17 protein-coding genes are annotated in these 14,905 nt (G+C 34.1%); 6 read left to right on the top strand and 11 right to left on the bottom strand.

Annotation, left to right across the window (positions count from 1 at the left end):
- On the bottom strand, positions 1-534 hold the full coding sequence (locus E0W73_RS14060) for an ExbD/TolR family protein (protein WP_135222708.1): 534 nt from the start codon (positions 532-534) through the stop codon (positions 1-3).
- Positions 535-564: 30 nt separating this feature from the next.
- Entirely contained in the window at positions 565-1,098 is a 534-nt protein-coding gene (locus E0W73_RS14055; RefSeq protein ID WP_135222707.1) for an ExbD/TolR family protein, read from the bottom strand.
- A 212-nt stretch (positions 1,099-1,310) separates the two neighbouring features.
- Between E0W73_RS14055 and E0W73_RS14050 the strand changes: the two genes are divergently transcribed.
- Positions 1,311-1,865 carry a fasciclin domain-containing protein gene (locus E0W73_RS14050; protein ID WP_135222706.1) on the top strand — a complete coding sequence of 185 codons (555 nt, stop codon included), beginning with the start codon at positions 1,311-1,313 and terminating at the stop codon, positions 1,863-1,865.
- Between the two features lie 76 nt (positions 1,866-1,941).
- On the opposite strand, the gene E0W73_RS14045 is transcribed toward E0W73_RS14050, so the two are convergent.
- The 8 genes from E0W73_RS14045 to E0W73_RS14010 all read right to left on the bottom strand — a co-directional run bounded on the left by E0W73_RS14045 (position 1,942) and on the right by E0W73_RS14010 (position 10,249).
- The gene (locus E0W73_RS14045; protein ID WP_135222705.1) at positions 1,942-2,787 is read right to left on the bottom strand and encodes an EamA family transporter; all 846 of its coding nucleotides are present in this window, start codon (positions 2,785-2,787) and stop codon (positions 1,942-1,944) included.
- 76 nt (positions 2,788-2,863) lie between these two features.
- Positions 2,864-3,004 (bottom strand): SsrA-binding protein, encoded by a 141-nt coding sequence (locus tag E0W73_RS14040; RefSeq protein WP_135222732.1) that lies wholly within the window; start codon positions 3,002-3,004, stop codon positions 2,864-2,866.
- 63 nt (positions 3,005-3,067) lie between these two features.
- A complete protein-coding gene (locus E0W73_RS14035) occupies positions 3,068-4,510 on the bottom strand; it encodes a serine hydrolase (protein ID WP_135222704.1) in 1,443 nt (480 codons plus the stop codon).
- A 96-nt stretch (positions 4,511-4,606) separates the two neighbouring features.
- A complete protein-coding gene (locus E0W73_RS14030) occupies positions 4,607-6,436 on the bottom strand; it encodes a M56 family metallopeptidase (protein WP_135222703.1) in 1,830 nt (609 codons plus the stop codon).
- A 9-nt stretch (positions 6,437-6,445) separates the two neighbouring features.
- The gene (locus E0W73_RS14025) at positions 6,446-6,814 is read right to left on the bottom strand and encodes a BlaI/MecI/CopY family transcriptional regulator (RefSeq protein WP_135222702.1); all 369 of its coding nucleotides are present in this window, start codon (positions 6,812-6,814) and stop codon (positions 6,446-6,448) included.
- 25 nt (positions 6,815-6,839) lie between these two features.
- Entirely contained in the window at positions 6,840-8,492 is a 1,653-nt protein-coding gene (locus E0W73_RS14020; protein WP_135222701.1) for a M56 family metallopeptidase, read from the bottom strand.
- Between the two features lie 7 nt (positions 8,493-8,499).
- The gene (locus E0W73_RS14015) at positions 8,500-8,868 is read right to left on the bottom strand and encodes a BlaI/MecI/CopY family transcriptional regulator (protein ID WP_135222700.1); all 369 of its coding nucleotides are present in this window, start codon (positions 8,866-8,868) and stop codon (positions 8,500-8,502) included.
- Between the two features lie 166 nt (positions 8,869-9,034).
- A complete protein-coding gene (locus E0W73_RS14010; protein ID WP_135222699.1) occupies positions 9,035-10,249 on the bottom strand; it encodes an MDR family MFS transporter in 1,215 nt (404 codons plus the stop codon).
- A 100-nt stretch (positions 10,250-10,349) separates the two neighbouring features.
- Here E0W73_RS14010 and E0W73_RS14005 point away from each other — a divergent pair, with 100 nt between their 5' ends.
- The 5 genes from E0W73_RS14005 to E0W73_RS13985 all read left to right on the top strand — a co-directional run bounded on the left by E0W73_RS14005 (position 10,350) and on the right by E0W73_RS13985 (position 14,035).
- Complete coding sequence (locus E0W73_RS14005) at positions 10,350-10,949, top strand: DUF1684 domain-containing protein (protein WP_135222698.1); 600 nt, start codon at positions 10,350-10,352, stop codon at positions 10,947-10,949.
- Positions 10,949-11,605 (top strand): TatD family hydrolase, encoded by a 657-nt coding sequence (locus E0W73_RS14000; protein ID WP_135222697.1) that lies wholly within the window; start codon positions 10,949-10,951, stop codon positions 11,603-11,605. Before E0W73_RS14005 ends, E0W73_RS14000 begins: the two co-directional genes overlap by 1 nt.
- Positions 11,606-11,690: 85 nt before the next feature.
- Positions 11,691-12,410 (top strand): tRNA threonylcarbamoyladenosine dehydratase, encoded by a 720-nt coding sequence (locus E0W73_RS13995; protein ID WP_135222696.1) that lies wholly within the window; start codon positions 11,691-11,693, stop codon positions 12,408-12,410.
- Between the two features lie 49 nt (positions 12,411-12,459).
- Positions 12,460-13,122 (top strand): HAD family hydrolase, encoded by a 663-nt coding sequence (locus E0W73_RS13990; RefSeq protein ID WP_135222695.1) that lies wholly within the window; start codon positions 12,460-12,462, stop codon positions 13,120-13,122.
- Positions 13,123-13,192: 70 nt separating this feature from the next.
- Positions 13,193-14,035: a DUF2911 domain-containing protein gene (locus tag E0W73_RS13985; protein WP_135222694.1), complete on the top strand. Its 843-nt coding sequence runs from the start codon at positions 13,193-13,195 to the stop codon at positions 14,033-14,035.
- A gap of 181 nt (positions 14,036-14,216) precedes the next feature.
- Here E0W73_RS13985 and E0W73_RS13980 read toward each other — a convergent pair whose 3' ends face one another.
- Positions 14,217-14,843: an MCP four helix bundle domain-containing protein gene (locus E0W73_RS13980; RefSeq protein ID WP_135222693.1), complete on the bottom strand. Its 627-nt coding sequence runs from the start codon at positions 14,841-14,843 to the stop codon at positions 14,217-14,219.
- Between the last annotated feature and the right edge of the window lie 62 nt (positions 14,844-14,905).

The raw sequence follows: 14,905 nt of genomic DNA, 5'->3' as shown, positions 1-14,905 counted from the left end.
TTAATTTGATGCTAATAGTTTTTCTTCTTCAAGACTGAAATCATTTACAATAGAATACGTATCAATTCCTGCTATTGCAATTTCGTCTAAAATATCGACTAGGTTTTTAAAATTTGATTTTTTGCTTGGTTTAACAATAACTATTGCTCCTCGGTTAGGTTTTCCCATTGATGCAGAATAATTAAGAATTGAGGTTTGAATTTTTTTTAATTCCTTACGTATTCCGTTAGAACCAAATTCAATTTTTTTGGGAGCAATTTCTGGATAATCAAAAATACTCTTGTGCATTATTATTTCGTCATTTTCATCGAGCATAATAGTAATTATACGATTCTCAACTCCCTTGTAGCAGCTATAGTTTCCTGTACCTGTCCACTCATTATCAGGAAGACTTAAATCCATTATTTTTGGTTTCGACAATTCACCAACAACCATAAAAAATATAATCAATAAAAAAGAAACGCTTACCATTGCGGTTAAATCGACTCTTGAATTTAGTTTTCTGCTTCTAACTTTTTGAGGAAGGTTTTTCATGATTTTTTACGTTTTGGTTATTTGATAATTCTAATTACATGCTAATAGTTTTGTTTCTTCTGGAGTAAAATCATCTATAACTGCATAAGTATCAATATTTGCTAATCTTAATTCTTCTAATACATCGATTAAATTTCCGTAATTACTCTTATTGGATGGTTTTATAAAAACAATTGCTCCACGATTCGGCCTGCCCGTAGCTGCAGAATATTCAAGAATTCTTTTATTGACAAAATTTAAATCTGCTCGAAATCCATTTTTACTGTAATTGGTTTCTTTTGGTTCTTGAATTGGAGAATATAATAAACCAGCATATGTTACTATTTTATTATTTTCCCCTAATAGAACAGTATAAAGCCTATTTCCGCTGTAACAATCAGACGAATAATCACCTAAACATGTTGGATATTTTTCAGGCAAACTCAAATCCATAGCTTTCGATTTCGATAATTCTCCAATAACCATGAAAAATATAATCAGCATAAATGAAACACTGACCATTGCCGTTAAATCAACTCTTGAACTAAGTTTTTTACTTCGTACTTTTTGAGGTAGGTTTTTCATGATGTCTGGTTTTAGGTTAGAAGTTGATAATAAAAATAATGATTTTTTTTAGTGTTAGTATAATTTTAATAAAAAATATTAGAATGTTTCAGCGCTTGTAATTGCTGGTCATTTAAAGTTTTGTAATGATTTATAATATTAAATTTCGCTTTACCGAAAACCAAAATAGATATAACAGCGTAAATGAGCTTATAACTTAAAAACAATTTATTATGAAAACTAGCAAATTTTTAGCAACTATTATTTTAGCTCTAGCATTCGGATTTACGTCATTCGCACAAAAAACTGTAATGGTGGGCGGCGCTGCAATGTATCCAAATAAAAACATCATCGAAAATGCAGTAAACTCTAAGGACCATACTACTTTGGTTGCGGCTGTAAAAGCGGCTGATTTAGTAGAAACCTTAAAAGGTAAAGGTCCGTTTACTGTTTTTGCACCAACAAATGCGGCTTTTGATAAACTTCCGAAAGGAACTGTGGAATCTTTATTAAAACCAGAAAATAAAAAGAAACTGCAAACTATCTTGACCTATCATGTTGCCGCTGGCAAATGGAATGCTGCAGATATTGCAAAGGCAATAAAAGAGGGAAAAGGAAAAGCTACTATTAAAACAGTAAGTGGCGGTACTTTGACTGCCTGGATGAAAGGAAAAGATTTATACATTAGTGACGAAAACGGCAATAAATCTAAAGTTACGATTGCGGATGTGAATCAGTCAAACGGAGTAATTCATGTTGTAGATACTGTATTGCTTCCAAAAATGTAAAATTCATAAAATAACATAACTCCCAATTTTCAGACCTGTGGTGTAATATCGCTGCAGGTCTTTTTTTGTGAATTTTTCATTTTTTAGCCGTAAGTGTACTTCCTGCAGATGCAATAACGACACAAATCACGGCCAGAATTTCGTAGAAGCTTAATTTTTCGTGCAAAAAGATAAAAGCGCAGATAGAAGCTGCGGCGGGCTCTAAACTCATCAAGATACTGAAAGTTCTCGGAGGCAATTGTCCAAGAGCTTTCATTTCTAATGTAAACGGAATCGCACTAGACAAAAGCGCCAAAGCAATTCCCATTCCTAAGAAAGTAGGAGTAAGATTCGCCAGTCCGTTTGTAAAGAAACCAAAAGGCAGTATTAAGATTCCGGCAAATAACATTCCGGTCGAGACGGCTTGACCACTGTTCATTATCTTAGAAATTTTACCTCCTAAAACAATATAAGCAGCCCAAAAGGCACCAGCTAATAAAGCAAAAACAACTCCTATGGAATCAATTTTTGTGTTGTTCCACGGCGCAATCAACAGTATTCCTATGGCCGCCAAAAGCACCCAACAGTAATCAATTAATCTTTTAGAACCAATTATGGCCACCAATAATGGACCTATAAATTCTAAGGTTACTGCAAGTCCGATCGGAATTCTTTCTATAGCATAATAAAACACCAAATTCATTGCGCCTAATGATAAACCGTAAGGAACAATGATTTTCCATTGTTGTGGTGTAATTTGTTTTAAATTCGGACGATACGCGATAAGAAGAATGACTGCAGAAACTCCAATTCTTATAGATGCTGTGGCCGCAGCGCCAAGGGCAGGAAACAAAGTTTTTGCAATTGCCGCACCACATTGAACACTTAGAATAGCCAGTAAAACTGCGGGAATCGCAGGAATATTAAAATCTTTATTTTTCATGGAGATAACTCGAAATAGCAATTGGCAACATTCATAAGAAACATTGCTACTGATTGGAAATGTAAAATCGGAAATATTATCCTAAAGCGCGTTTGGTTACATATGCTCGATAGCCAATAATAGCCATTTGCCATTTTTTTGCTTTAGAAATATCTAAACCTTGTTTTGTAAAACTAGGCAGAATCAATTTATTTATTTTGGCTAAGATTTTAAACATAGGATTTTCTTTCAAAGATATAAAAAAGACTTTGCTGTTTAACAAAGTCTTTGGTGTTTTAGCTTATTGCAAAATCATAATAAGGTTTCTATCGCCCCCTTTTTCTGCATTTATGGCATTTGACGGGGCTTCGACCCAGCCCGATTTGTTGATAACAAACTTAAAAAGATGCGTTTTGTTTTTTTCGAATTGCTTCATTGGAATTTTCAATTCAAATGTGTTTTTGTTTTTCTGCACCATCTGAAAATTTTTATCGCTTGGATTCCAATTATCAAAAGAGCCAGCAATTGATACAGATTTTACCAGATCTGGGTTCAATTTTTTATCGTGAATATACGTAAAAACTACATCATCGTTGATTAGCTTATAACCATAAATTCCGGTTTGAAGGTTGTTTGCTGCCAAAAGTTCATTGGAGAGCTTGATTACAGCTTCTCCTAAAGAATTGGCAGTATCATCGTCGCTTATATTTACGATAATCGACAAGCCAAGATTTCTTTCAGGATACAGCAACATCATATTTTGGGTACCGAAAGCACCTCCGTGTTTCCAGCAATTTTGTCCATTTTCATCAACTTCTATATAATCCCAAAAATAACCATTCCACGTAGTCGGACTGTCGAGCAGATTTCGCTGTGATTCATTTGCAATCTTATTTTTTGTATCCAATTCATATTTAATGAATTTAGCAAGATCATCTAAAGTAGATTTTAAGCCTCCAGCAGCTTTCCAGAGATTGTCCGAAATTCTTGGCATTACTACGCCTTTTTTATTATAACCATTTGCAACAACAGCATTTTCACTCAAATTTAAGCCAGTAGACTGCATATCGAGTTTTGAAAATATGTTTTCTTTCAACAGGGTTTCATAACTTTTAGCATATACATTTTCTAAGATATGAGCCGCTAGGTTTACGCTTCCGTTGCTGTATTTAAATTTAGTTCCGGGTAAAGTATCCAGTCTGATGTTTTTTAAATCTGCAAAGAATTTTGCTCTGTTGTACTCTTCATCCATTTTCTTGAAACCAATATAACTAGTGTCGTTGCGATTTTTTCTCAGTTCAGAATTATCAGGAAGATCTTTGTCGAAACCGGTTCTAAACGATACCAAATCTTTTATTGTGATTGGTGTTCCGTTGTATTCTAAATTAGGATAAGAACCTGTGATGTATTTTCGAATGTCATCGTCTAGACTAATCCTTTTTTCTGTCACAGCCTGAGCCATAAGCAAACCAGTAAACAATTTAGTGATTGATGCGACTTCAAAAATAGTAGCATTTGTTGCGATATTGTCCATTTCTTTGTCAATTTCGCCATAATGCCTGGTATAAGTTTTTCCGTTTTTCACAACTCCGATAGAAATCGAATTGGCTTTTGATTTCTGAATTAAAACCGAAGCCGTCTTATCCATAGCGGTAAATATGCTTTTTTCGGCTTCGGTCTTTTTTTGTTGTGCAGTAACGAATAATGATATAAATAAAACAAGGAGCAAAAAATTTTTTTTCATCTTGATTTGATTCAATTAAGTATAGAAGTGAGTAGAAAAAAATAAAACCAGTGTTTTTAACGCACTGGTTTTATTTTTATTTTAAAATTCTAAAAACTAAGATTTACTGTTGTATTTTCTCTCTTGTTTTCTCATCTCTTCGGCATGTTTTCTCATTTCTTTTGCGTGTTGCTTCATGATTTCTGCCTGTTTTTTCATTTCATCAGCTTGAATTCTTGCTTCTTTTTCATCAAAGTTCATATTGAAATTGTAGCTAAAAGTCTGATTCATTTCTCCTTGATATTTTTCCATCTCAGCTGCGTATTTTTCCATAGCTATTTCATATTTAGCCATTTCTTTTTCAAAGATAGCAGTACGTTTAGACATCACTTCTTCCATTTCTTTTTCAAAAGCTCTCATGTCAGGTTCAAATGACGCCATTTTCTTTTCAAATTCGGCCATATCAGTTTCAAACTTTTTCATGGCCGCCTTATCATTTGGATTTGAAGGGGCTAAAGGAGCTTTTGGCATTTTAGACATATCTACAACTGGAGCTTTTGGCATTGGTCCTTGCGGGAAAACTGGTGCTACAGGCGCGACAGGAGGCGTTATGTCAGAGTCTGAATACGTTCTTACCACGACTCTTTCTGAGTTTACCGCTGTTGGAGCATTAGGTGGCGTTGGCGGCTTAAGACCATCGATACTGATGTTTTTAGAACCATTAGTATCGGTACCGATTACTAGTGTAAAGTCCTTAATGGCTTTGTTGCTGTTCATGCTAACAATTTGTTTTTTCCCGTTTTCAGGATTTACCTGAAGTTGTATCGAAGTCAATTCTTCGTCTGCGTTTCTTTTAACATCAGAAACCTTAAGCTCTAAATTATGGTTTGCTTTTAATTTTTCTTTTAGATCCTGTAACTGTTTATCAGAAGTTTTTTTGGTAATTGTAATTAGCTCTTTTGTTTCTTTTACGGTATCTTTTTCAATAACAGTTTCGGTTCCGTTTTTGAGTTTTCTTTCCTGTGCGATGGTTTCTATTTGAAACAATAATACAAAGGCTCCAAGTGCAGGAATCACGGCGTAATATTTCCAGTAGTTCGTCTTTTTTGATTGATTTTTGTTTAACATGACAATTCGTTTTTTGATTAATGATTGATAAAAATGATTGGTGATGGCAACGCAGGTGTCGTGCGTTGTGATTTTCAACATCGTATACTGATACGCTTTTTTGTCGCTGATTTTCTTTGTAGCTTCACTGTCGGCAATAAACTCAAGATTTTGAAGAATTGCCTTTTTGTAAAGCCACATAATCGGATTGAACCAAAACAGAATACAGAAAATTCTAGAAAACAGTACATCTATAGTGTGCTTTTGGTCACTATGTACCTTTTCGTGTTCTAAGATATTCTGAAGTTCATTTGCAGTGTACAGTGATGAGTTGTACACAATATAATCGAAGTAAGAAAAAGGCGCAATGTTTTCGGTTACATCTACAAATTTAAAATCTTCCTGCTGTTTGATTTCTCTATTTTTCAAAACCGAATTTAAACTGTAAAAATCCAAAGCAAATTTGATCATAAATGCTATAAATCCAAGGCAGTAAATAGACAGGTAAACCCAGTTCCAATTGATTTCAAAACTTTCTTGCGTTGCAATCTGTTGTGGTGCTGAAACATTTCGATATTCAACAGCATCTACAGCCAAATTGGTGTTTTTTTCTGGCATAGAAACATTTTGAGTCATGACATCGGGAGCAGGAGCAGGGTCGACCCAGACTACTTTGGTGTAAACTACAAAGGGCAATATTACACTAGTCAACAAGCCGGCAAGCAAAAACCAACGGCTGCTGTTAAAGAATGTTTCTTTGCGAAGCAGTAAAACGTAAGCAAAATAAAAAGTTGCCAACAATCCGCTTGATTTTAGAATAAATATGAAAAGTGCTTCCATGGTTTGGGGTTATTTTACTTCTTTTGGATTTTCGATCATTGCTAAGATTTCACGTAATTCGTCTGCTGAGATTTTTTCTTCTTTAGCAAAAAATGAAACCATACTTTTATAAGAACTGTTAAAATAATTGTCGATTGCAGTATTCATAAAGCCTTTTCTGTAATCTTCAATACTTACAATTGGATAGTATTGGTGCGTATTTCCAAATGCATTGTGGGCAACATAACCTTTTTCTTCTAGATTGCGGACAATTGTAGAAAGCGTATTGTAATGTGGCTGTTCTTCGAGAATCTCTGCCTGAATTTCTTTTACAAAAGCTTTTTTGAGCTTCCATAAAATATGCATGATTTCTTCTTCTTTATTGGTTAGCTTCTGCATTTTGAATAATTTAAATTTGAAACGTTTATTTTTTGCTTTCAATCTCAATTACGCCATTTGAGCCTTTTTCGCCATATCTATTAACAGCTTCGGTTCCTTTGAAAACACTTATAGTTTCAACATTTTTTGAATCGATCCTTTGTAGATTAAAATCAGAAGGCATTTCTTCGCCGTCAATAATCACAAGTGGATTGCCTGATTGATTAGCGTTTTTTCCAGAATTTGAAACAGCAACTTTTGTTTTTCCCCCAACGGTAATTACTTTGGTAGTTACTTTATTATCTGAGTCTGTGGTTATAATAGTGCTAATATTTGCATTAGTATCGCTGTTAACTTTTGTACTAGTAGAAGAATTAATGTTGACATTGGTATCGGTTTTAGAATTTTGATTATTAGTTATTACAATATGAGAATTAGTAGATTTTTCAGAATCTTCGTTATCTTCCGTCTTTAGTTTTTTGCTTACCGCAACTTTCGATCCTTTTGAAGGATCTTTGTCGTCAGTTTGAATGCCTACTCTTTTAACTCCGTTCTTGTCGGTAATAACTAAAACTCCGAAATCTTCAATGACTTTGCTTGACGTCTGGATGGATTGTGTCTTTTGATTACCGTTTTTGATGTCAATTTTGATGGAAATCAAATTGTTATCGGCATTTCTTTTGATTTCAGAAGCCTCAAAATCAATATTATGAATTGATTTTAATTTTTCTTTGATTTCTTGTAATTGAGCATCGGTAGAACTCTTTTTGATTTTGTAAACATCGACTGATTTAATGTCTCCAGAAGACTCTTTAGTAGTTTGTTGTTTTTCTTTTGCGACTACTTCAATTTGAAACAATAATACAAAGGCCGCAAGTGCTGGAATTACGACATAGTACTTCCACGAATTTCTTTTCTTTGATTGATTTTTGTTTAACATGACGATTCGTTTTTTGATTAATGATTGATAAAAATGATTGGTGATGGCAACACAATTACTATGTGTTGTTATTTTTAAAAGCGTGTATTGATACGCTTTTTTATCTGTGATTTTTTTGGCCGCTTCATTGTCTGCGATAAACTCCAAATTCTGAGTAATTGCTTTTTTGTAAAGCCAAGCTATCGGATTGAACCAGAACAATATGCAGAAAGCTCTAGAAATCAATACGTCTATAGTATGATTTTGATCACTGTGAACTTTTTCATGTTCGAGAATACTTTCCAATTCTGTCGCGCTGTACATTGATGAGTTGTACACGATATATTCAAAATAGGAGAAGGGAGCGATATTTTCGTTAGTATCAATAAACTTAAAATCGGCTTGTTGCTTGATTTTTTTTCCTTTTAAAACCAAGCTAAGTCTGTAAAAATCTATAGCAAATTTGATTGCTAAAGCCAAGAAACCGATACCGTAAACAAGAATTAATAGATTTTCCCAGTTCAGGAACAAATTTTCAGTTGCAGCATTTGAGGAAGAATTAAAAATTGTCGTGTTCAAATCGGTTGCAGGCGCGGGATCAATCCATACGGTTTTAGTAAAGACGAGTAATGGAAGTGTTATCGAAATTATTAAGCCTGCCAAAAGGAACCATCTGTTGCTATTGAAGAAAGTTTCTTTTCGTAGTAAAAAAAAGTACGTACAGTAAAACAATAGCAGTAGACCGCTTGATTTGGCAATAAAGATAATAAGTGCTTCCATAATCTTCTTATTTTTCTTTTTCTGAGTTTTCGACCATTTCTAGAATTTCACGTAATTCGTCTGCAGAAATTTTTTCTTCTTTGGCAAAGAACGAAACCATACTTTTGTAGGAGCTGTTGAAGTAATTGTCTATCGCGGTTTTCATAAATCCTTTTCTGTAATCTTCAATTTTTACAACTGGAAAATACTGATGCGTGTTTCCAAACGCATTGTGGCTTACGTATCCCTTTTCTTCAAGATTGCGTACAATTGTAGATAATGTATTGTAATGAGGCTGATCCTCTTTTATTTCTGCTTGTATCTCCTTTACAAAAGCTTTTTTCAGCTTCCATAAAATCTGCATGATTTCTTCTTCTTTGTTGGTTAACTTTTGCATTGTTTCTAATTTTAATTCAAACGTACAACTATTTTTTTAGTTACGCAACTATAAAAATAGTTATTTAACTAAAAATTAAGTTTGAAATTGCGACAATGCAAAAAAAAAGTCATTCAAATTTAAAGCTAAAAATCTGAATTACAGTTGTTTATTGCGTAAAAATAATTTAGGATACTTTTTCCCGTGTTAAAGCATTATTGATCCAAATGCAGCACCCAACAGCAATCATACCGATGACCGCCATAAAAAGCCAGTTTTCCTGATAACCGAAACGGCCAATAATTTCGAACCCAAGCTTAGAACTTGTTATGTGTGCGAGACTGAAACTCATTGTATAAAGCGCCATATAACGCCCTTCGTGGCCATGAGGCGCACGGCTTAAGGCAAATGCATTAGAAAACGGAAAGGCTAGAATTTCTCCAAGAGAAATGCAAATCATACTAATCACCAGCATTCCGGCCCAAAAGTTAATTAATAGCAGAAAAAAACTAGAGGCCATTAGAAATGAACCGGCAATGATAATTCTTATTTTTTTGAAACCTTTTCTTTCCATATAACCAACCGTTGGCATTTCCAATGAAAAAATCAAAAGTCCGTTGAGTGTCATTAACAATCCCGTTTGAAATTCGCTTAGCCCGAATTTTTCATTATGATATAAAGGTAATGTTGTAAAAAGCTGAAAGAAAATCATCGCCGTAATAAAACTCACAAAAAGGAAAACCCAGAAAATTTTGTCATGAAAAACAGATTTTGCTAAAGCTCCTTCTATTTTATCCGTAAGCACTGTTTTTTTCTTTTCTTTTACCAAAAAAGCAAAAATAGAGATAGAAACAATACACGAAGTTCCGTCGACCCAAAACAATCCAGGATACCCTATCCCCATGATTATCAAACCTCCCAAAGCCGGACCTGCCGCAAATCCGAGGTTAACAGCCAAACGTACCAGAGACAAAGCACGTGTTCGGTTTTCAGGTTTTGCGTAAGCGCTCAACGACACAAACATGGCAGGTCTGAACATGTCTGCTATGGTCATTAATAAAAACATCGCCAAACAAAGCGCCCAAAATGAGGTAATGTATTGAATGAAAAACAGCGATAGCCCACTAGTGAACAAGCTGAAAATCATTATTTTATAAAATCCTATTTTATCTGATAATTTGCCACCTAACCAAGAACCCAGCATAGAGCCACAACCAAATGCAACCATGATAGAACCAACTTGATGGTAGTCGAAATGGAGATTTTCTTTTAAGTATTTTGACAAAAAAGGAAGTACCATTGTACCAGCACGATTAATAAAGGTCACTATAGCAAGTATCCAGATTTCTCTTGAAAATCCTCTAAAATTGTTGATGTAATTGGCGAAAGCGTTTTTAAGCATTTTTGAATGGTGATTTATCGCAGCTAAGTTAGAAAACTTTGGCTCGTTAAGTGGTTGTTGTTTTGTAACTTTTGAACTATTTTTGCATAAAATTTCGAAGATGAAAACTGTGAACTTATTGGTTTTATTGCTGGTTTTTAATTTTGGTTTCGGACAAAAACAATTTGACAAAAGCGAATCAGAAAAATTCCAGAAAAAAATCAATTCAGAATATGCCGATCCAAAAATTAGTCCGCTCATGGAAGAGGATTTACGGACTTTTAAAAGTTTAGATTTCTATCCGATAAATCAAAATTATTTTGTGAATGCTTCTTTCGTCAAGGCAAATAACGAAAAAGTCTTCGAAATGAAAACAACCGGAACCAGAACTCCTCAATACATTAAATACGGAACCCTTTATTTTAAGATAAATGGTGTTGACTGTAAGCTAAATGTGTATCGAAATATAGAACTTTCAAAAAAAGAAGAGTACAAAAATCATTTGTTTTTACCATTTTCAGATTTAACTTCGGGCAAAGAAAGTTATATCGGCGGCCGTTATATCGATCTCGAGATTCCGAAAGGAAAAACAATTGCGATAGATTTTAATCAGGCTTACAACCCTTATTGCGCTTATAATCACAAATATTCTTGTCCGCTTGTGCCGCTTGAAAATGATCTGAACGTAGAGATTAAGGCTGGCGTAAAAAGTTTTCATTAATGGAATATTTTAATTTTCATACTCATAAATTTAAAAACCAAACATCGGTTTTGGAACTGGTAAATCAGTATCCGAATGAGTTTGACGAATCAATTCCTTTTTATTCTATAGGAATCCATCCTTGGCATATAGTAGAAAACAACATTGTTGCGGAACTGAAAATTATTGAAGAAAAACTGCAGCGCGAGAATTGTCTGGCACTTGGGGAGTGCGGTTTAGACAAACGTATCGAAGTTCCGTTTGACCTGCAACTAAAGGTTTTTGAGCAACAACTGCTGTTGGCTGCAAAATATAAAAAGCCTGTCATCATTCATTGTGTTGCGGCTTATCAGGAAGTGAGTGAAATTAAGAAAAAGATGAAAATTTCGGTTCCGATGATAATTCATGGATTTTCAAAAAAGAATCAGATTGCGATGCAATTGGTCAAGGAAGGATTTTATCTTTCGTTTGGAAAATATTTATTGAAAAATCCAGATTTAAAGCCTGTTTTTCAGAATATGCCCAATGACAGATTTTTTCTAGAAACCGACAGCATTGAAGAAACAATTCAGCAGGTTTATAAAATTGCATCAAATTATAAAAATATAACAATTAAAGATTTACAGGACATAATTTCAAGTAACTATAAAAATGTTTTTGAACAACCTAAAACCTGAAACTTGAAACCTGAACTTGAAACTTGAGACTTGAAACGTGAAAATTGAAAAGTGAAACAAATTAAAACAAAATAAAAAAGAACATATGGCAGAATGGACGGAAAGAGCCGAGCTTTTATTTACTACGGAAGGATTACAAAAACTGCAAAACTCTAATGTATTAGTAGTTGGTTTAGGAGGCGTGGGCTCATTCGCAGCCGAATTTCTAGCAAGAGCTGGAGTTGGAAACATGACAATTGTAGACGGAGATGTGGTAGATATTACCAATATAAATAGACAATTGCCAGCGCTGCATTCAACGGTTGGAGAACCAAAAATAAAAATTGTAGGTGATCGTTTAATGGATATAAATCCGGAATTGAAATTAACAAGAGTGCAGGAATTTTTGTCTCCAGAGCGTGCTTTTGAAATTGTCTCTCCTGAGTTTGATTACGTTTTGGATTGCATCGACAGTATTACTCCTAAACTAAACTTGATTCTTGCTGCTAAACGCAAAAGAGTTAAGATTATTAGCAGCATGGGTGCTGGTGGCAAAATGCTGGCTTCTAAAGTTAAAGTTGCTGATATTTCTAAAACGATAAACTGTTATTTTTCTAAAACCATACGCAAACGCTTAAAAGAACTTAAGATAAACAAATTAAAGGTGGTTTTTTCTTCTGAAATTCAGGATGAAAAAAGTTTGAAATTGACAGACGGAAAAAACTTCAAAAAATCTTTTTACGGAACCAACAGTTATATGCCAGGACTTTTCGGTCTTCACGCCGCTGAGACGGTTATCCGTTATTTGATTAAAAAAGAAGAATAAAAAACTTAGAATCCCAGCCCCTTAGAACCTTAGCAACTTTAAAAAAGAAATGATTAAAACAGTAATTTTTGATATGGACGGCGTAATTGTAGATACAGAGCCTGTTCATCGTTATGCCTATTATCTGCAGTTTTCAGAATTGAATATAGAAGTGTCTGAAGAAATGTACACATCTTTTACAGGATTTTCTACAAAAAATACGTTTCAGACCTTAAAAAGTCATTTCCCATCTATAGAACAAGAAGTTGAAGATTTAATTCAGCGCAAGCGGAACATTTTTAATGATGCTTTTGATACTAAAGAAGACTTATATCTTTTAGAAGGTGTTGAAAATTTGATTAAGGACTTATATCAAAGTGGAATACAGCTGATTTTAGCTTCGTCTGCTTCAAAAGTGACAATTGAGCGTGTATTTACTAGATTCGATTTGCATCAGTATTTTTCTCATATTGTAAGTGGCGAAGATTTTCCGCAGTCAAAGCCAAATCCGGCTATTTTTAATCATGCGGCCTCATTAGCAATTGCTCCAAAAGAAAATTGCATTATTATAGAAGACAGTACAAACGGAATAAAAGCAGCAAAAGCGGCCAAAATTTACTGTGTTGGCTATAGAAGCGCAAATTCTAATATGCAGGACTTGTCGCAAGCTGATTTGGTAATTAACCATTTTAATGAGCTAAACGCTGAAAAAATATCACAGTTGAAGTCCTGAATTATATAAAATTTAACAGTTCATAGCTAATTGAATTTGTAAATTTGAAAAAACAAATAAACGTACAAGAATGAAAAAACTACTTATTGCTATGGCTCTCATCTTAGCGCCGTTAGCATCAGAAGCACAAGTGAAAACGCCGCAAGCCAGTCCTAAAGGATATATCAAACAAACTGTTGGTTTAACAGATGTAGAAGTGACCTATTCTAGACCAGGAGCAAGAGGAAGAGCTGTTTTTGGTAATTTGGTGCCATTCGGGAAATTATGGAGAACAGGAGCTAATGAGAATACGATAGTTAATTTTAGCGATGATGTTGTAATTGACGGGAAAACATTAAAAAAAGGTAAATATGCCCTTTACACAGTTCCGAGAATCGAAAGTTGGGATGTAATTTTCTACCTTTCTACAGACAACTGGGGACTTCCTGAAAGCTGGAACGAAAACTATGTTGTCCTTAAGACTACTGTTAAAGAAGATGCATTACCAACCCCAGTAGAAACATTCACAATCGGAATCAACGGATTGGATCCAAACTACGGTTACTTGGAAATGGCTTGGGAGAACTCTCATGTAGCTCTTAAATTTGAAGTGCCGACCGCTAAAACTGCAACAGCAAGTATCGAAAAAACATTAGCAGGACCAAGCTGGAACGATTACTTTGCTGCTTCGCAATATTTGTTTTCATCAAATGGGAATATCGAAACAGCCAAAACTTATGTTGACAAAGCTTTGGACATGAGCACAGAAAAGCCTTATTATGTACTAAGATTGAAATCTCAGATTCAGGCAAAACAAGGTGATAAAAAAGGAGCTGTAGAAACCGCAAAAGCATCTCTAGCAGCAGCAGAAGCAGCAAATAATGCCGATTACGTAAAATTGAATAAAGACAGTATCGCTGAATGGAGCAGATAGTGTTTTAAAGCTCCAAAATATAAATTCTAAATTCCAAAACTTTCGGGTTTTGGAATTTTTTTATGCTTTTATTTAACCACAAAGACTCAAGAATTAATAACGCAAAGTTCGCAAAACTATAGGCGATTAACTTTGCGGACCTTGCGTATTCCTTTGTGTTTGCGATTAATAATTTGGAAATTCAATTGAGACTTGGTGGTTCTGGAATTTTTACAGTTTTTTTGATTTTCTTTATAAGAAGATAAAACGTTATGCCGCCTAAAATAATAAGCAAAGCTATTTGAAATTGCCCTATTACATTGTTCTTACTATACATTGCATTTGCGACGGCCAGTTTTGCTTTTCCTTCTTCAATCTGAATTTGTGATAAAGATTCTAATGTTTTTAAAGCTTGGGCACTTGAAGCAGCAATTTTATTCCAGTTTTTATTTGCAACTTGTTTATTGATTTCTTTGCATGAAAGTAAAAAAGCATCAAAATATTGTTTTTCTTTATTGGTAAGAACAGTTTTGGCGTACAAATTATCTATATCGTGTATGATATCCAGAGTATGGATAATCTCATCTTTTTTGATATTGTCACTCAAATCTAGTTTTTCGGCTTCAGCCTTAATAAAATGAAGCTGTTTTGAATACTGAAAAATATAATGCGCCACAACCAACCTGTCCTTGTAGATTGCATTGATATTATCGTTGACATTTTTAGAATTTTGAAGTGTATTAAAATTTCCAAGTAGAATTACCAACATTACGATAAGCAATACAAAAGCAGCTTTGGTTTTATTGCTGTATTTTTTATGATCTTTCATAATGCATTATTTGAGATGACTTTCTCAAAGATAGCGATTTTAAACATCAGATTTTAAAAAGA

This window comes from Flavobacterium foetidum (genome assembly GCF_004634245.1).
In the GTDB taxonomy this organism is placed as follows: Bacteria; Bacteroidota; Bacteroidia; order Flavobacteriales; family Flavobacteriaceae; genus Flavobacterium; species Flavobacterium foetidum.
This window is presented reverse-complemented; position numbering and strand designations above follow the sequence as displayed.